The sequence below is a fragment of the Nitrospirota bacterium genome, from assembly GCA_040757595.1.
GTDB lineage: Bacteria > Nitrospirota > Nitrospiria > Nitrospirales > Nitrospiraceae > JBFLWP01.
In genome coordinates this window covers 44,408-60,735 of the sequence record JBFLWP010000009.1, presented here as the reverse complement: position 1 = coordinate 60,735, position 16,328 = coordinate 44,408, and the positions used below count along the sequence as shown (strand labels likewise).

The 16,328-nt window shown below is 65.0% G+C and carries 15 protein-coding genes; 8 read left to right on the top strand and 7 right to left on the bottom strand.

The features are described 5' to 3' along the window. The first annotated feature begins 295 nt into the window (after window positions 1-295). The 3 genes from AB1411_09810 (at window position 296) to AB1411_09800 (ending at window position 3,589) form a co-directional block, all read left to right on the top strand. On the top strand, window positions 296-871 hold the full coding sequence (locus AB1411_09810; protein MEW6543891.1) for a type 1 glutamine amidotransferase: 576 nt from the start codon (window positions 296-298) through the stop codon (window positions 869-871). 232 nt (window positions 872-1,103) lie between these two features. Further along, complete coding sequence (locus tag AB1411_09805; protein MEW6543890.1) at window positions 1,104-2,213, top strand: Fic family protein; 1,110 nt, start codon at window positions 1,104-1,106, stop codon at window positions 2,211-2,213. A gap of 200 nt (window positions 2,214-2,413) precedes the next feature. Continuing rightward, entirely contained in the window at window positions 2,414-3,589 is a 1,176-nt protein-coding gene (locus tag AB1411_09800) for an LL-diaminopimelate aminotransferase (GenBank protein MEW6543889.1), read from the top strand. Between the two features lie 438 nt (window positions 3,590-4,027). On the opposite strand, the gene AB1411_09795 is transcribed toward AB1411_09800, so the two are convergent. Beyond that, window positions 4,028-5,134, bottom strand: coding sequence for a type I restriction endonuclease (locus AB1411_09795; GenBank protein ID MEW6543888.1), 1,107 nt, complete (start codon window positions 5,132-5,134; stop codon window positions 4,028-4,030). Between the two features lie 219 nt (window positions 5,135-5,353). On the opposite strand from AB1411_09795, the gene folK reads away from it, so the two are divergent. The 3 genes from folK to AB1411_09780 are packed head-to-tail and all read left to right on the top strand — an operon-like array spanning window position 5,354 to window position 7,079. Further along, window positions 5,354-5,953: a 2-amino-4-hydroxy-6-hydroxymethyldihydropteridine diphosphokinase gene (gene folK / locus AB1411_09790; protein MEW6543887.1), complete on the top strand. Its 600-nt coding sequence runs from the start codon at window positions 5,354-5,356 to the stop codon at window positions 5,951-5,953. After that, on the top strand, window positions 5,953-6,822 hold the full coding sequence (panC, locus tag AB1411_09785; protein ID MEW6543886.1) for a pantoate--beta-alanine ligase: 870 nt from the start codon (window positions 5,953-5,955) through the stop codon (window positions 6,820-6,822). Before folK ends, panC begins: the two co-directional genes overlap by 1 nt. 17 nt (window positions 6,823-6,839) lie before the next feature. Beyond that, window positions 6,840-7,079, top strand: a complete 240-nt coding sequence (locus tag AB1411_09780; GenBank protein MEW6543885.1) for a four helix bundle protein — start codon at window positions 6,840-6,842, stop codon at window positions 7,077-7,079. Between the two features lie 161 nt (window positions 7,080-7,240). On the opposite strand, the gene AB1411_09775 is transcribed toward AB1411_09780, so the two are convergent. Genes AB1411_09775 through rmuC form a run of 3 tightly spaced genes read right to left on the bottom strand, consistent with a single transcriptional unit; the run spans window position 7,241 to window position 9,517 of the window. Continuing rightward, window positions 7,241-7,729: a PilZ domain-containing protein gene (locus tag AB1411_09775; protein ID MEW6543884.1), complete on the bottom strand. Its 489-nt coding sequence runs from the start codon at window positions 7,727-7,729 to the stop codon at window positions 7,241-7,243. 16 nt (window positions 7,730-7,745) lie between these two features. Continuing rightward, window positions 7,746-8,180: a nucleoside triphosphate pyrophosphohydrolase family protein gene (locus tag AB1411_09770; GenBank protein MEW6543883.1), complete on the bottom strand. Its 435-nt coding sequence runs from the start codon at window positions 8,178-8,180 to the stop codon at window positions 7,746-7,748. Then, window positions 8,177-9,517, bottom strand: a complete 1,341-nt coding sequence (gene rmuC / locus AB1411_09765) for a DNA recombination protein RmuC (protein ID MEW6543882.1) — start codon at window positions 9,515-9,517, stop codon at window positions 8,177-8,179. Before rmuC ends, AB1411_09770 begins: the two co-directional genes overlap by 4 nt. Before the next feature lie 128 nt (window positions 9,518-9,645). On the opposite strand from rmuC, the gene AB1411_09760 reads away from it, so the two are divergent. Both AB1411_09760 and pal read left to right on the top strand, forming a co-directional pair. After that, the gene (locus AB1411_09760) at window positions 9,646-10,404 is read left to right on the top strand and encodes a hypothetical protein (protein MEW6543881.1); all 759 of its coding nucleotides are present in this window, start codon (window positions 9,646-9,648) and stop codon (window positions 10,402-10,404) included. 170 nt (window positions 10,405-10,574) lie between these two features. Beyond that, window positions 10,575-11,168: a peptidoglycan-associated lipoprotein Pal gene (pal, locus tag AB1411_09755; GenBank protein MEW6543880.1), complete on the top strand. Its 594-nt coding sequence runs from the start codon at window positions 10,575-10,577 to the stop codon at window positions 11,166-11,168. Window positions 11,169-11,184: 16 nt separating this feature from the next. Here the strand turns inward: pal and AB1411_09750 are convergent, their stop codons facing one another. Genes AB1411_09750 through AB1411_09740 form a run of 3 tightly spaced genes read right to left on the bottom strand, consistent with a single transcriptional unit; the run spans window position 11,185 to window position 16,240 of the window. Beyond that, window positions 11,185-13,764 (bottom strand): PEP/pyruvate-binding domain-containing protein, encoded by a 2,580-nt coding sequence (locus tag AB1411_09750; GenBank protein ID MEW6543879.1) that lies wholly within the window; start codon window positions 13,762-13,764, stop codon window positions 11,185-11,187. Window positions 13,765-13,778: 14 nt separating this feature from the next. Next, window positions 13,779-15,116, bottom strand: a complete 1,338-nt coding sequence (locus tag AB1411_09745) for a glycerate kinase (protein MEW6543878.1) — start codon at window positions 15,114-15,116, stop codon at window positions 13,779-13,781. Between the two features lie 8 nt (window positions 15,117-15,124). Then, window positions 15,125-16,240 (bottom strand): transglycosylase SLT domain-containing protein, encoded by a 1,116-nt coding sequence (locus tag AB1411_09740; protein MEW6543877.1) that lies wholly within the window; start codon window positions 16,238-16,240, stop codon window positions 15,125-15,127. Between the last annotated feature and the right edge of the window lie 88 nt (window positions 16,241-16,328).

The window sequence follows — 16,328 nt, the reverse complement described above, 5'->3', positions numbered from 1 at the left end:
CTCGCGCTGGCCTTCGTCGCCGCCCTGCCGGTGAACCGCTGGCTGATCAGCCGCGGCCGGGGCCACGCGGTGGTCCATGACCAGCGCCACAGCCACCACCACGGGCATCACCAGCCAGCGTAACCTGGCGCCAGGGCGGTCTTGACGTCTCATCCCTCCCTATGCTCTGTTAGGCGCTCACACTCTCGGAGCTCTGCCTACGCGCACCACCTGCCTGCAACACGTCCCATTTGAAGGGCCGGGGATCTTCGAGCCGCTGCTCGCACGACGGGAGTACAGGCTCGAACGGCGCCTCGTGCCCGAAGAGGGGCTCCCCAAGGAGGCCGGGGACTTCCTCCTCGTCATGGGCGGGCCCATGTCGGTCAACGATCCGGACCGCTGGATCGAGCAGGAGATCGAGTTCATCCGGCGCACGATCCGACTAGGCAAGCCGGTGCTGGGCGTCTGTCTCGGCGCGCAACTCATGGCCAGGGCACTGGGCGCACCGGTCCGTCCCGGTCCGGCGCTGGAGCTCGGCATGACGCCGATCCGCCTGACCGAAGAGGGGCGCAAGGACCCGATCTTCAGCCGGCTGCCCGAACCGGCCTCCGTGTTCGAATGGCACGGGGAGATCTTCGACCTCCCGGCCGGCGCCGTCCCGCTCGCCACGTCCGACCTCTGTCTGCAGGCCTTCCGCTACGGGGAACGGGCCTATGGGCTGCTGTTTCACCTGGAGATGGAACGGGCCGGTATCGAGGCCCTCTGCCGGGAATGCCCCGAGGATGTCCGCCGAGCCGGAACGAGTCCCGCTGCCCTCCTCCGGGAAGCCGAGCCGCACCTGTCCCGCCTGCACGACTGGGCGAGCTTCCTCATCGAGCACCTTACTAGCTGACCACAGCTCAAAGCCCTCCCTAACTAAATTTTCAGCAGATTGAAAACGGGAATAGTTCGCGGTACAATGGCTGTAAATTTGCGGACACATATTTAACAAAAACAAATACAAGATATTGAAAAACAAACACCATATTAGGACATAAATTTGGACAATGACCAGGACATACGAAAACACTCATCCCTGGATAACTTTTTCGATCGACCTCACGTGTCGGACTCAGACTTTGTGGATGCTTCTGGGTGAGGCAAAGTCCAAATGCGAACACTTATCCAACGTCATACTGGCTCCGGATGCCGCTAAGCGCTTACACGCCATCTACCTAGCTAAGGGGGTGCTAGCTACTACGGCGATTGAAGGGAATACGCTGACCGAAGAGGAGGTACTCAAACAGTTAGAAGGGAAGTTACGTTTACCGCCGTCAAGGGAGTACCTGGGGCAAGAAACCGAAAACATTATTAACACTTGCAATCTGATACTGGGAGAGATCGAAAAGGGCAGCCCACCAGTTTTGAGCCCGGAGACGATCAAGGATTTTAACCGTCGCGTGCTCGACAAGTTGAAGCTTGCGGATGAAGTGGTTCCGGGAAAAATACGAGAGCACTCGGTTGGTGTGGCGCGCTACAGGGCAGTACCACCGGAAGACTGTGAATACTTGCTCCAGCGTCTTTGCGATTGGCTGAACGGTCCGACGTTTCAGCCGCCACAAGATATGCCACAGCTCGCCCTCGTGTTTGCGATCATCAAAGCTATCCTCGCTCACCTGTATATGGCCTGGATACATCCATTCGGTGATGGAAATGGCCGAACAGCTCGTCTCATTGAGTTGCTTATTCTCGTCTCTTCCGGAGTGCCAAGTTCGGCTGCTCACTTGCTAAGCAACCATTACAACCAAACTCGTTCTGAGTATTACCGGCAACTGAATCAGTCTAGTCGGTCAAGTGGCGAAGTTATCCCGTTCATCACTTATGCATTGCAAGGATTTGTCGATGGATTACGTGCGCAAATCGACTTCATTCATAAGCAGCAATGGCAGATCTCATGGGAAAACTATGTTCATGTGATCTTAAAGGGGCATTCCTCTCCAGTAAACGAGAGAAGGTGCAACCTGGTCATTGCGCTATCTTCTCATGACGACCCGATACCGCTTGCCAAACTACTTGAAGAGAATCCACGAATCGCTGCTACTTACGCAAATCGGACGGCGAAGACGCTGACCAGAGACTTTAATGCGCTGGTAGAGAAGGGTCTTGTGCAAAGGGTTGGCAATAGATACAAATCGGGGAAGGAAATCATGCTCTCATTTCGCCCCGTTGTGGCCAGACCGAACCGCGATCGTTGATGAGGGCTCGCACAGCTGCCAGATCCTTCTGCGGTAAGCCCCGCCGTTGATTGCCGGCCTCTTTCTGAAGTACCCTGTGCGGACTAAGCAACAGGCCGTCAGCAGTCAGCACCCCCACCTCCTCCTCCCCCTTCAAGGGGGAGGGCTAGGGAGAGGGGGAAGCTGACGGCTGAGAGCAGGCGACTGAAAGGAGCAAGCGAATGGCCGCATTTCCGATCGAGTACGCAAGCCGCATCAAGACCCTGCCGCCCTATCTGTTCGCGGCGATTGACGAGATGAAGCAGAAGGCGCTCGCCCGGGGCGTGGACATCATCAACCTGGGCATCGGGGACCCGGACCTGCCCACGCCGGCCCCGATCATCGAGCGCATGAAGCAGGCCTGCGCGGACCCCAAGAACCATCAATACCCCTCCTACGAGGGGCTGCTCTCCTTCCGCAAAGCCGTCGCCGACTGGTACCAGCGGCGGTTCAAGGTGACGCTGGATCCGGCCGCCGAGGTCCTGACCCTGATCGGCTCGAAGGAGGGGATCGGCCACATCCCGCTGGCCTTCATTGATCCAGGTGACGTGGTCCTGGTGCCGAGCCCCGGCTATCCGGTCTATCCGGTGGCGACCAGTTTCGCGGGCGGCGTTTCACACGTCATGCCGCTCCTCAAGAAGAACGGCTTCCTCCCCGACCTGGACGCGATTCCCGGGGACGTGGCCCGGAAGGCGAAGCTCATGTTCCTGAATTCGCCCAACAACCCGACCTCGGTGGTGGCGGGCAAGGACTATTTCAAGCGCGTCGTCGCCTTCGCCCGGGAGCATCAAATCATCGTCTGCCACGACGCGGCCTATTCCGAGATCTTCTACGACGGGAAGCGGCCGGCCAGCTTCCTGGAGGCGGAGGGGGCGAAGGAGGTGGGCATCGAGTTCCACTCCCTGTCCAAGACCTTCAACATGACCGGCTGGCGGATCGGCTTCGCCGTGGGGAACAAGCAGGTGCTGAACGGGCTCTTGAAGATCAAGAGCAACCTGGACTCCGGCACCTTCCAGGCCGTGCAGGAGGCGGGGATCACGGCGCTCCAATCGGACGAGCAGCTCACGGACGGCTTGCGGAAGACCTATCAGGAGCGGCGGGACGTGCTGGTGCCGGGGTTGCAGAAGCTGGGCTTGGACGTGGACCCGCCGCCAGCGGCCTTCTACGTCTGGGTGACGGTGCCCAAGGGCTACACCTCCGCCTCCTTCACCGCGCACCTGTTGGAGAAGGCCGGGATCGTCACCACGCCGGGGAACGGCTTCGGGGAGCCGGGCGAGGGCTACATCCGGATGACCGTGACCACCACGAAGGAGCGGCTGGCGGAAGCGGTTGAACGCATCAGGAAAGCCGGGTTTTAGGAGAGCGGGCGGATGGTCATCGCTAGCAGTACAGAATGACGCGGCGTATAATTAATGCTATCGTTCATCGCAGGTGTCCCATGAGCAGAAGTTCCCAAACCGTCACGAGTGTGATCTGGGAAAAGTTGCAAAGACTTCCAGCCGGAAAACAGGCCGCCGTCTTAAATTTCGTCGAATCGCTTGGGTCCGCTCGATCCCGACGAAGAAATGGGCCGGCCATCTACGACTACGCCGCGACCATCGCCAAGCGGAAGCGCCTCAAGAAGCTCTCTCTCGCCAAGATCGCCGCCATTGTCCGCCAAGTCCGAGATGGCCAGGATTCGGCGCACAGTCTTTGACACCAATGTTCTGATTTCCGCCTACCTGTGGCCGGGCACTCCACGAGCCGCATTGGACATCGTGTCACGAAACGACTCCCGACCATTTTTCTCAATCACTTCACTCGCCCAGAGTAACTACAAGATCGCGACCGAAGACGATGCGCGCGACCTCGCAGGCCATTTCAATGATTCGCGTTATTGCCGCTCTGCTAAGGTTCGTACAGACCCACCATCCTGAAGTGAGTTGCACAGAATAGTCGCGTGCGAGGTCTGGACGACCTGGATAAAGCTCCTCGGGCCTACGCGCGACGTATCGTCGAGTGCGGCCGTGCTTCGGAAGCGCCGCAAAGCGATCAAGAAACGACGCATCCCGTTTAGCCAGTTCCTCCAGCACGGCGATCAAGACCTCAATCGCGTTCCTAGCGGAAACATGTGTTCCGTTGAGGACGAAACCTATTGAGCTAAGAGAACGGGCTGCACTGCCGACGGGGGAAGCCGGTTGTGAGGACTGAACAGGAGCTCGCGACGACTGTGGTACGTGTGTGGTTTGCGTTGAGCGCAAGGCAACGTTTTCCTTAAGAAACCGTGCAACGGTGTCCAGGTCTGGCTTATAGCCACACAGACTTTGAACCTGATCTGCGACTAGCTCCAGCAAGAGAACGTCTTCGTCTGTAACAAGCTTCGTCCAAGCACTCGGCAGAGTGGCCTTCATTTGCTTTTCACGCGACACGTCGCGATAGTCATCTCGCGCAGCCTGAATCGCTGAGCCGGAAGTGATGGCGCTATACTTAAGGTAGCGATTCAGCCGCGACACGCACTCAATGATGTCTCGTCCGACGATGTCAAGTGTGTATACCCGGCGTTCACCGTAGTCCCCCTGCTCCCCCGGAAGGAAGAAATTCCATTCCTGACCGTCTGTCAGGATAGCGAGCGGGACCCCGGCGTGGAAGGCGTACTCGAAGAGCTGCCGTTCCGTACCTTCGCTCTGACCGATTTGTTTTACCTCGATAAATGCGATTGGTTTACCTGGAGGGTGACAGAGCGCGAAGTCAACTCGTCTTCCATCGAGGGGATACTCAGGGCATACGACCTGTGTGTCATATGCGGGCCAAGCGAGCGCATGGAGAAGCCGAAGCACAATGCCCTGTGACACTGATGCTTCATTCGAGAAGCGGCCAGCTTTAATTCCGGCTCGGATGTCTTCGATGTCTTGTTCCAGGCCCATGTGATCGCGCACTACAGTAATGGCGTGGTCTAGCTTGAAGTAGACGCCCGAACTGGTGTAATGGTTTCCTCTAGCTGGCAGACTCTAGCCAGAGACCACTAAGATGTCAAATGCTTCCATGCTGAACGGTGAGAACACGGCCAAGGCTTATATACCTCATGAGCCAACCACACTTGTCAGCTTGCTCGCTTGTCACTTGCTCTCCGCTGCGGGGCGCGTATGAGCCGCGAGATCGTATACATCGCCTTCGGGTCCAACGTCGGGGATCGGCTGGACTTCTGCGACCGGGCGGTCACGCTCCTGGGCCTCCTCCCCGCCTCGCAAGTGACCGGGGTCTCCTCGCTCTACGAAACGGAGCCGGTGGACGACGGGGCCAGGCCGGGCAGCGGCTGGTTCCTGAACGGGGTCGTGCGGCTCGAGACGGAGATTCCTCCCCATCGGCTCTTGGATGTCTGCCGGGAAGTGGAGAAGGCCCTGGGACGCGACTTGGAGCATCGCGCCGGGCCCCGCACGCTCGATCTGGACCTGCTTTTCTATGGGGATCGGGTTCTTCATGAGGCGGGCCTCGTCGTGCCCCATCCCCGCCTGCATCTCCGGCGCTTCGTCCTGGCTCCCCTGGCCGAGCTGGCCCCAGATTTGATCCACCCGGTCCTGCACCGAACCATCAAGGACCTCCTCGACCACCTCGCCGATCCGGCAACGGTGCGCCGGCTCGACCCGCAGCCCAGCCCACGCTACGGCTCGCGTCTAGGGCCATCAGCAACGCCCGTTGCATCAGAAGAGCAACGGGTCCCCAGCCGTCAGCCCTCAGCGTTCTGATGCGGATTATCCGGTCAGCTCAAGCCCTATCGGCCTGGAGCCGTACCCTGCACCGGGAGGGCGTCGTGGTCGGCCTGGTGCCGACCATGGGAGCGCTCCACGAGGGACACCGCTCGCTCATCCACAGAGCGAGGCTCGCCTGCGACGCGGTCGTCGTCAGCCTCTTCGTCAACCCTACCCAGTTCGGGCCGGGGGAGGACTTCGCCCGCTATCCCCGGCCGTTCAAGGCGGACGCGGCCCTCTGTCGCGCCGAAGGGGTGGACGTCCTTTTCGCTCCGTCCGCCGAGGACATGTACCCGGCCGGTTTTCAGACGACCGTGTCCGTGCCGGACCTGGCGCGACGTTGGGAAGGGGCGCACCGGCCCGGGCACTTCGAGGGGGTGGCGACCGTGGTGACGAAGCTGCTCGGTCTCGTCAAGCCGGAATCGGCCTTCTTCGGCCAGAAGGACTTTCAGCAGACCGTGATCGTACGGCGGGTGATCGGGGACTTGAACCTGGGAGTGCGTCTCGTCGTCTGTCCGACCGTGCGCGAGGCTGACGGGCTGGCGCTGAGCTCACGCAACCGGTACCTCACACCCGCCCAGCGCCGCGTCGCGCCGGTGCTGCACGAGGCCCTGCAGGCTGGACGCACCGCCATCCTCCGGGGCGTCCGGTTCGGGAGCCAGGTCGTGAAGGCCATGCAGCAGGTGATCGCGACGGAACCCTCGGTCGAGGTGGACTACCTGGACGTCTGCGACCCGGACCGGCTGGAGCCGCTCGCGCGGGTGACGAAGACCGCCGTGCTCCTGGGCGCGGTCCGGATCGGCCGCGTCCGGCTGATCGACAACATCCTCGTGACGCTCGGTGAAAGTATGGAGTATGAACGCTGAAGTCTGAAGGTGGAGAAATGCCTGGTTCAAGTGAGAAGGACATAGGGCCTCGAACCAAGGCTTTTGCATTGAAGGTCATCAGGCTGTACTCCTCCCTCCCCAGAAGTCCTGAAGCCCAGGTGTTGGGGAAGCAGCTCCTACGAAGTGGGACGTCAGTGGGAGCCCATTATCGCGAGTCGAGGCGGGCCCGCTCAACAGCCGAGTTCATTAGCAAGATCGAAGGTGGATTACAGGAACTCGAAGAGACTCTCTATTAGCTGGAGCTACTCAATGAGAGGGGCATTGCTTCCCGGGATCGGGTTGAGCCTGTGCATCAAGAGGCGGACGAACTCATGGCGATTCTTGTTGCCACCGTGAAAACCGTCAAGCGACGCCATTAACCTCCTTATTTCATAACTTCATCCTTCCTACTTCACCTTTATCTTTTGGATGTGGCCCAGAGGCTGTGGACGAACCGGCTGAGGCGCAGCTCGTCCTCGGGCTGAAGCCGGAGGAATTGCAGGCCCACGAATTTGTTCCTGACCGAGCGGACGACCGCCGACTCCACCAAGATCGGCTTCTCCCCCGCCTCCTGGCTGAGCTCCAATTGCACGAGCGCTCCGGTTTGCAGCGGCACTCCCGTCTCCATCCCGCAGCCGCCCATCGAGAGATCCACGACCGTGCCCTCCCCGCGACCGAGATCGCTCAGGAGCAGGGCCGGGACGCTGACCGTGAACCGGTCATACTGGCGCTTGTCGATCGCCTGCTTCGTGTAGCGCTTGCCCCACTCCATCGCGCGGAACCGGTGGGTGCAGAGCTGGCACCGGTAGGGATAGACGTAGACCGCGCTCAGGACGTGCTCGAGCAGCCCCTCGCGATGGGTCCGTTTGACGAAGTCGCGGCCGCATTGCGGACAGGTCGGCAGCATCGGCGGTGTCCTCCCGTCATGCGAAATTGCCCGGCTGGAGCGTATCCGTGATCGAGCTCGAGCCGGGACGCTCCACTCCGTCCGTCTGCGCTGCCAGGATCGGGGCAATGCTGGCGGGCGAATAGGAGAGCGGCTTGACCCACTTCCCGTCCGCCCGCTTGTGCCCCCCGACCTTGCTCATGTTGGACCGGTGGACCTCGCGGAAGACCGGCCCCATGTCGATGCCGCAGGAAACCGCGGTTCCGTAGACCACGTAGAGCAGGTCGGCCAGCTCCTTGGCGACGGCCGCCAGGTCCCGCTGCGAGAGGGCCTCCCGCAGCTCGTCGAACTCCTCCTGGATCAGCCTGACCCGCAGCGCGGCGGTGGCCTCGTCCGGCACGGTCGGAATCTGGGCGGTCTTGATCTCGAACTGGCGGTGGAATTCGTCCACCATCCGCTGCTCGTCGGTCATGCGCGATCCTTTCCGGTTGGCTCTCCGGACGGCGCCGGTTTCGGCGCCTGCTCCAGCGGCTCCAGTTGCGGGAGCTCCTTGTCCGACGCGACGCCCAGTTCCTTCAGGCGGCGGGCGGTCGGCAGGATCCGGCTCGTGTAGGAGCCGAGCACCTTGTTGTAGGCCTGGACGCCCCGGTCCAGCGCCTGTCCCACGTCCTCCATGTGCTTGACCAGCACCGAGACCCGCTCGAAGAGCTCTTCCCCCATCCGGCCGGCCTGTTGCGCATGTTCGTTGAGCTGCTGCTGCCGCCAGCCGTAGGCGACGGCGCGCAACAGGGCGATCAGCGTCGTGGGGGTGGCCAGCACAACGCCCTGCGCGAAGCCGTCTTCGATGAGCGTCGGGTCCTGGTCCAGCGCCGCGCCGAGGAAATGCTCGCCGGGCAGGAACAGCACGACGAACTCCGGCGCCTGGGGGAACTGGGCCCAGTAGGCCTTCGCGCCCAGTTCCTCGATCCGGCTCCGGACCTGGGCCGCATGCCGCTTGAGCCGCTCGATCCGCTGGGCCTCGTCCTGGGCCTCGTGGGCCTCTAGGTAGGCCGAGAGCACGGCCTTGGCGTCCACGACGATCTGGCGGCCGTTGGGGAGCTGCACGATCATGTCGGGCCTGAGCCGCCCCTCGTCCGTGGCCACGCTGGCCTGCTCGATGAAGTCGCAGTGGGCCACCATGCCGGCCAGCTCCGCCACGCGCTTGAGCGTGATCTCGCCCCAGCGTCCCCGCACCGTCGGCGCGCGCAGGGCCTTGACGAGGTTGCCGGTCTCCTGTTGCAGGCGCTGGTGGGACTCGGCCAGCGACTTGAGGTGCTGGTCGAGCCCTCCGTAGGCCTCGCGGCGGGACCGCTCGATCAGGTGGATCTGCTCTTCGTAGCGACGGAGAGCGTCCTGCAGCGGCTTGATCAGCCCGTCAATCGCCTGCTGCCGCTGCGCGAGGTCGCCTTTGGCTTCGGCGTGCAGAGTTGCGAAGGTGGTCTTGGCCAGGTTCAGGAAGGACTCGTTGTTGGTCTTGAGGGCCTCGCTGGAGAGGGCCTTGAAGGCCTCGGCCATCTCCTGCCGGGCCTGGGAGAGGAGCGCCTTCTGCTCCTGGAGGCTCTTGAGCGTCTCCTCGCCGCGCGTTTCCGCCGCCACGCGGGCTTGTTGCGCGGCCGCCAGCTCGTCGCGCAGTCGGACCAGGTCGGTTCGGGCCTCGTCGGCCTGCTTGCGCAGCTCGGCGGCGGCGGCCGCGGCCCAGAGCCAGGCGAGGAGGGCGCCGGCCAGGAAGCCGGCAGCGAGGCCGAACGGGAGGGATGTCGGGTCGGGCATGGGACGTTCCTCGCGGGGCCGGTCCCTACAGTACGGGAAACCGGCGAAGGCGTCAAGGAACGGACGGAGGCCGGTGGATTGCGGTACAATAGGTAGCGTGACGGTGCTGGACGAAGGGGAGAATTAGCATGAACCACCTGTTGCTGATCGCCGGATCGCTCTGGCTGCTGGCCGCTCCGTCTGGCCAAGCCTGGGCTTTTCCGGTGAGCGGCGCCGCCTGGTCGGAGGAGGAATGGCAACAGCGGTGCAACGCCGTGCGGACCAGCTACAATCCCGAGACCCCGCTGCGCGCCGATGCCCTGACGATCACGACGAAAGACCCGCGCTTCCTGGACTTCGCCTACTGGGTCTGGGCCAACAAGATCATCGAGCATCAGGTGGAGCAAGTGGGCGGCACCGGCTGGAGCGGCCCGACCGACGGCGTGATCTTCCACTGGGCGCCCGGCTCCCGGTGGGAGACCCACACGGTGGTCCCGTTCGACCACGCGATCCACCACGTTGCGGACGAGCATCGTTGGCGGGACACCATGTTCAAGGAGTTCTTCGAACGGTTCGGACCGGTGAAGGGCGTGAGCATCAGGGAGCGGCTGTCCATGGACCGGCCGCCCACCTGGGCGCAATTTCTCGAGCACGTCGGCGGGCCGGACAGTCCCTACTATCGGTACGTCTTCCACCAGGAGAGCGCGATCGATCCGGTCCGGCGGACCGTCACATTGGTCGGGGGCCAGGGCGTGATCTTCCAGTACTCCTTCGAACGGTACCTCACCGAGATCAAGGAAGTGCTCACCGACTGCAAGGCCTACCAGTTCTTCGAGCTGTACGACCGGTATGGCAAAGGCTTTGCCTCCAAGGCCGGCTGGGCCGGCCAGCCGCTGCCCAAGCGGTGACCGGGACCGAACCGGGCGACTACCTAGTAAAGAAAAACTCGCAAGTCCCCGCCTCCTGTGGTAATGGTAGCCCGCGACGTGAGCGGCCGTGACCGGGGCCCGCTCGACTGCACCGAGCCGCCTGCACGAGGTCCATCATGGCATCGTCGGTGATGCGTTCCCTTGTTCGGATGACCAGCCTGTTCGGGATGTTCTGGTTGCTCGCGCTGCTCGCGGCCTGCAGCGGGGTGAGCGGGTCCACGGTGGCGCCGGAGCCGGCGCCCCCGCCCGTGGTCAAGCAGGAGCCGCCGCCCCCGCCACCGGAGCCGCCGAAGCCGGAACCGCCCAAGGTCGAAGAGCGGGTCGAGGAACCCCCTCCGCCCTCCCCACCCCCGCCGGTCGAGCAGACGCGGGAGGCAGAGGCTCAAGCCGCGGCGCCCCCAGCAGCGCCGGTGCCGGAGCCGGTGGACGTCTATTTCGACTACAACAAGGCCGTGCTGAAGGACGACGAGAAGGGCGCGCTGGACGCCATCATCGAGTACTTGAAGACCGAGAGCGGCAAGCAGGTGCTCGTCGAGGGGCACTGCGACGAGCGGGGGACGATCGAGTACAACCTGACGCTGGGCGAGAAGCGGGCGAAGGCCGTCGGGCGCTATCTGGAGGCCAAGGGGGCGCCGTCCTCGCAGATCGAGACCACCAGCTACGGGAAGGAACGGCCGGTCTGCACCGAGCACAGCGTCGCCTGCTGGAAGCAGAACCGCCGCGCCCACGTCGCGGTGCGGTAAGGACCGGTCAAGGGACTCATCCTCCCGCCAACCGCCAGGGAGAGTTCAGCCGGCTCACCGTGCCGCGGGAGGCATCCACCGCGACCCGCTCCCCGTCCTTGAGCAGGCGCGTCGCGCCGGGCACGTTGGCCACGGTCGGGATCCCGTACTCGCGGGCGATGATCGCTCCGTGCGAAAGGGTGCCGCCCATTTCCACGACCAGCCCGACGGCCAGCCCCATGAGCGGAGCCAGGCCCGGGTCAATGACCGGCACCACGAGCACCTCCCCCTTCCTGACCGTCCTCATGTCCTCCGGTCTGCGGAGCACGCGCACCGGTCCTTCGGCATAGCCGGCGCTGATCGCGATGCCGGCCAGGATCGCCCCCGCTTGGGCGGGCCTGTCGGGCTGGGGGCCGGCCAGGCCGATCAGGAGGTCCGGCGCCGTTTCACCGAGGTGCCGTTTCCGCTCGGCCCGTCTGCCCGCCACCAGTCCCCTCCAGTCACGTTCGATCCCGAAGACCGCCTCCTGCAGGTCCTCGGCCGTCAGGAAAAAGACGTCGTCCGGTCCGGTCAGGACACCCCGTTCTACCAGATGTGCGCCGAGAGAAAGGAGAAGGCGGCGGGTGGCGGCCGTGAAATACATCAGCGCGTGGCGGTTGGCTTCCCGCAGCGTCAGGTACCGGGCCAATCGCCGGTACCACCAGGCGAAGACCAGCCGGAGAGGCACGCGCCAGCCGAATCGCCGGTGGATCTCCTGCAAAGCCTGCCGGCGCGCCGACTCCTGCTCACGCAGGATGTCATCGGCCTGCCGGGCTGGTGACTCGAGGAGGTGCACCCGGATGACCTCCAGGAAATGCTCGGGCCGCTCGGAGAAGCGCGGCGATGCGACGTCCGACTCTCCGACGGCCCGGTGGCCGTACTCTCCGAGGAAGGCGTCGAACTCCTCAAGGAAGGCTGTGCCCGCCAGTTGCCGGCGGAATCCCGACGGGTCGAAGGGTTGGGCCGTGAAGTAGGCCTGCACGATCGGCTCGCGGCGGGCCTTGTCCGCCAGCCGGTGCAGGAGGAGAATCTGCTGCGCGCTGATGACGTCCCCCAAGCCTTGCAGCGAGGCGTTGAGCAGGGCCCGCCAGTCCGGCCCGGCCCGGCGCTCCAGCAGCAAGCCCAGGGCATAGAGTCCCTGAGAGACGGCGGCCACGATGGCGAAGGTCAGGTCCCCCTCGTGCAGGCGTCGGCCCAGATGGTCCAGCCGGGCCAGCCGCTCGAGGGGGGGCAGGGCCAGGACCGAATCGCCCGCTTCCGTCTCGCCCAGCCGTTTGAGCTCGGCGAACCAGGCGGGACCCAGCCTGGCCGCGCGGCGAATCCGCCGCTCCATGATGAGCCCGGCGCGGAACAGCTTCCACCAGGGCAGTCGCGGGGGCAGGGGCGGCAGCGGCAGGTTCTCACCCCCCATCTGCTCGGTGACCAGAGTCGGATCGCCGCCCAGTTGCGCGGTGAAGCCTTGGAACAGGCTCACGTTGATGTAGGGCCGCCCGTTCACAATCCGCACGGAGGAGAGGCCTGGCTGGGCCGTGCAGCCCAGCTCCCGGTAGGGCCGCACGATGTTCCGCTCCATGAACTGCTCGAGGAACGACAGACCCAGGGGGCTCGGCACATCCGGCATGGTCTCCTTGAAGTTCGCGCGGGACCAGACGCTCGTGAGGTCGGTCAAGGCCGTGCGCGCAGAAGGGATGGCCCTGGCCTGGAGCAGCCAAATGCCCCGATCATCCATGGCCCATTCCAGGTCCACGGGCATTTGGAGAGCCTGCTCGACCTTCTTCACCAGCTCGGCCAGGGCCAGCGCCTCCGAGGGTTGCAGGGCCGGCGGTCGGTGCTCCTGTTCGGGCCGGTCCTTCTCGCTGGGCCCTTCGAGCAACCGGGACGACGGATAGTCCGTGCCGACCTCCACCACATACTGGTCCGGCTGGACGAGCCCGCTTGCGAGCGGCTCTCCGAGCCCGTGTACCGCGTTGATCACCACGTGCGGCTGGTCCGTGACAGGGTGGCGGGAGAAGGCGACGCCGGCTGCGCGGGGGGCCAGCATCGGCTGGAGCAGCACGGCCATCTCGGGCGGGGCCGTCTTGCCGAGCCGGTCCCGATAGGCGACCGCCGCCTTGCTCCACAAGGAGCTCCAGCAATCAGCAACAGCCCGGGGAATGGCCTCGCGGCGCACGCCGAGCCTCGTCCGGTAGATCCCAGCACAGGTGGCAATGGCTGAGCCCTCATCGGTGGCCGATGAGCGGACGGCCCAGAGCCGGTCCGAGGCGACGCCGAGCCCGTCGAGCGCCTGCTCCAGCAGTTCGCGGACCTTCTGGGGAAGGGCGACATCCGTCAAGGACCTCCGCAGCTCTTCCAGGGCCCGGCTCCGCTCCGCTTCCGGTGCGTCGGCGATGCGCGGCCATGCCCGTTGAGGGGCCAGACCGAGGGCATGCACACCGTCCCGATAGGCTTCCGTGGTCAGACAGATGCCGGGTGGGACCGGAAAACCGAGGCGGATCAGCCGTGCCAAGCCCGTCGCCTTGCCGCCGGCGAGGGCCGGATCGGAGCAGGACTCGAGCGGCAACACGTAGGGACGCGACATAGGTTGGCGGATTTCTACAGTACGATCAGGATATACAGGTCGTTCACGTTCGTACCGGTCGGCCCGCTGACGATGTGTCCGCCGACTCGCTTGAAGAAACCGTAGGCATCGCTTCGGGCCAGCGACGCGGCTGGGTCGAGCCCGATCCGCGCCGCCCGTACGACGGTCTCCCCGTCCACGACCGCGCCGGCTGCGTCCGTGGGCCCGTCCGTCCCGTCGGTCCCGAAGGCGGCGATCCACACCCGAGAAAGCCCGGCGATCTCCCGTGCGGCCGCGAGCGCGAACTCCTGGGCCCGGCCGCCCCGTCCCTCGCCGCGGACCGTGACGGTCAGCTCGCCGCCGGCGAGCAGGCACGCGGGCCGGCGGACCGGTCTGCCGCGGGCGACGATCTCCCGCGCCAGCGCGCCGAAGACCTTGGCCGCCTCCCTGGCCTCGCCGGTGAGCGACGTGGTGAGGACCAGCGGCCTGAGCCCGTCGCGCGCGGCGGCCCGAGCCGCGGCCTCGACCGCCGCTCCGTTGTTGCCGATGAGCTGATTGTGCACCAGGCGGAACCGGGCGGAGCCGGGCTTGGGCGTGTCCGCGATCCCTCCCCGCCGGCCCTTGAGCAGGTGCGCGCGCACGCGGGCGGGAACCTTGGCCCAGGCGCCATACTGGCACAGGACCTCGCTGGCGTCCGCATAAGTGGTCGAGTCCGGCGCGGTGGGGCCCGAGCCGATCGCGCCCAGGTCGTCGCCGGTCACGTCGGAGAGGATCAGGCTTACGATCCGGGCGCGCGTCGCCGCCGCGAGCCGCCCGCCCGCGATGGTCGAGAGGTGCTTGCGGACCGCGTTGATCTCCCGGATCGCGGCTCCGCATCGGAGCAGCAGGTCCGTCGTGCGCCGGAGGTCCGCCAGCGTCAGGCCCGGGGCCGGAGCCGGCAGGAGGCTGGAGGCCCCGCCGGACAGGAGGACGAAGGCCAGATCGTTTCGGGTCAGCGAGCCGAGGAGGCGTCGCAGCTCTTCCGTCGCTCTGAGCCCCGCCCCGTCCGGCACGGGATGGCCGGCTTCCTTGATCGTGATCCGTCTGGTCGGGACGGCATGGCCGTACTTGGTGATGACGAGCCCATCCGTCAGCGAGCCGTCCAGCCGCTGCTCGAGCGCGGCGGCCAGGCGCGCGGAGGCCTTGCCGGCCCCGATCGCCACGACCCGGTCATAGTCCCGCAGATCGTACCGGCGCGAACCGACGCGGACGACGGAGCCGGCCCTCACGACCCACCGGCGGAGGGCGACGGAGGGCTCCACGGCGGCCAGCCCCGCCTGGAGCAGCCGGGCAAGGATCGCCCGAACCAGAGGCTGCCGCGCGCCGATCTGCATGGAACCGGTTACGGCGTCTTGTCCTGCTTGAAGCAGCGGAGGGGACAGGTCTGCTTGGGCACCTTGAGGTGGTGGGAGCCTTTCGGCAGGTACTCCTTGCGGATCTCCGGGTTCAACAGCTTGAGCTCGAGGAAATAGGTCCCGAACTCCTCGGCGATCGAGGCCAGGTGGCGCTGCGGCTCCTTGACCGTGACCGTGACGGTCTCCGTCTCCAGCGGCGCGTAGAGGTCCTTCTTGGTCAGGCCCAGGTACTTCTCCGGCTGGGAGTAGACCTCCTTGGCGGCGATGATGCGCGGCACGTACCGCATGGTCTCCCGCACGTAGTGGAGCCGCCAGTAGTCGTCGACCCGCTGCTGCTTCAACAGCTTCCTGATCTTGTCCTCGCCCGCGTTGTAGGCGGCCATCGCGAGGAACCAGTCGCCCAGCTCCTGCTTGAGGAAGCGCAGGTACTTGATCGCCGCCTCGGTGGACTGCTCCAGGTTCCGCCGGTCGTCCCGCCACTTGTTGCTGTAGAGCTTGTACCGCTTGCCGGTCGAGCTGATGAACTGCCAGGGCCCCGAGGCCTTGGCGCGCGAGTAGGCGGCCGAGATGCACTTGCTTTCCACCAGGAGCATGAACTTCAGGTCGTCGGGCAGGCCGGCCTCGGCGAGCTGCTTCTCCACCGGCGGAAAGCACCGTCCGGTCCGCTTGGCCAGGATGATGCTCTCCCCTTCGTCCTCGAGGAACTGGTAGAACTCGTACTCGATCCGCTCGCGCACCTGCCAGTTGTCCAGCGGCACCGGCTGGCCGGCGAAGGTCAGCGTCTCCGGGAGCTTGAACGAGCTGAGGAAGTGGCGCTGCCCCTGCCGTTGGATCTCGGGCAGGATGACGATCTGCTCTTCCGCCTCCGGGGCGGCGTACAGCGCCTCCGGTGCCGCCGAGCCGTTCGGCGGCTCGCCGCTCTCCGGTTTGGCAACCGGTTCCTCAGGCGGTACGGGCTGGCTCTTCTGGACGGCCGGGGCGGCCGGCTCCGGTCCCTGCTGCGCGCCGGTGAGCGCCGGATCAGCGGCGAGGCCGACCGTCAGGAACGCGATGGTCGGAAACAGGATCGATCGCGGCGGTCGCGGAATCTGGTCAGGCCGCATGCTCGTCGTGCCTCCCTGGGTTGAACCGAACGGCTGCGCATCGCCCCATGCTAGCAAGGAGCGGTGCGGGCGGCAAGCACCGCCGTTC

Excerpts from the sequence above, each read along its gene's own strand:
- panC (MEW6543886.1), top strand. The coding sequence starts at position 5,953 with ATGCGGATTATCCGGTCAGCTCAAGCCCTATCGGCCTGGAGCCGTACC.
- folK (MEW6543887.1), top strand. The coding sequence starts at position 5,354 with ATGAGCCGCGAGATCGTATACATCGCCTTCGGGTCCAACGTCGGGGAT.
- AB1411_09750 (MEW6543879.1), bottom strand. The coding sequence starts at position 13,764 with ATGTCGCGTCCCTACGTGTTGCCGCTCGAGTCCTGCTCCGATCCGGCC.
- AB1411_09780 (MEW6543885.1), top strand. The coding sequence starts at position 6,840 with ATGCCTGGTTCAAGTGAGAAGGACATAGGGCCTCGAACCAAGGCTTTT.
- pal (MEW6543880.1), top strand. The coding sequence starts at position 10,575 with ATGACCAGCCTGTTCGGGATGTTCTGGTTGCTCGCGCTGCTCGCGGCC.
- AB1411_09760 (MEW6543881.1), top strand. The coding sequence starts at position 9,646 with ATGAACCACCTGTTGCTGATCGCCGGATCGCTCTGGCTGCTGGCCGCT.
- AB1411_09805 (MEW6543890.1), top strand. The coding sequence starts at position 1,104 with ATGCTTCTGGGTGAGGCAAAGTCCAAATGCGAACACTTATCCAACGTC.
- AB1411_09740 (MEW6543877.1), bottom strand. The coding sequence starts at position 16,240 with ATGCGGCCTGACCAGATTCCGCGACCGCCGCGATCGATCCTGTTTCCG.
- AB1411_09775 (MEW6543884.1), bottom strand. The coding sequence starts at position 7,729 with ATGCTGCCGACCTGTCCGCAATGCGGCCGCGACTTCGTCAAACGGACC.
- AB1411_09745 (MEW6543878.1), bottom strand. The coding sequence starts at position 15,116 with ATGCAGATCGGCGCGCGGCAGCCTCTGGTTCGGGCGATCCTTGCCCGG.
- rmuC (MEW6543882.1), bottom strand. The coding sequence starts at position 9,517 with ATGCCCGACCCGACATCCCTCCCGTTCGGCCTCGCTGCCGGCTTCCTG.
- AB1411_09795 (MEW6543888.1), bottom strand. The coding sequence starts at position 5,134 with ATGGGCCTGGAACAAGACATCGAAGACATCCGAGCCGGAATTAAAGCT.
- AB1411_09800 (MEW6543889.1), top strand. The coding sequence starts at position 2,414 with ATGGCCGCATTTCCGATCGAGTACGCAAGCCGCATCAAGACCCTGCCG.
- AB1411_09770 (MEW6543883.1), bottom strand. The coding sequence starts at position 8,180 with ATGACCGACGAGCAGCGGATGGTGGACGAATTCCACCGCCAGTTCGAG.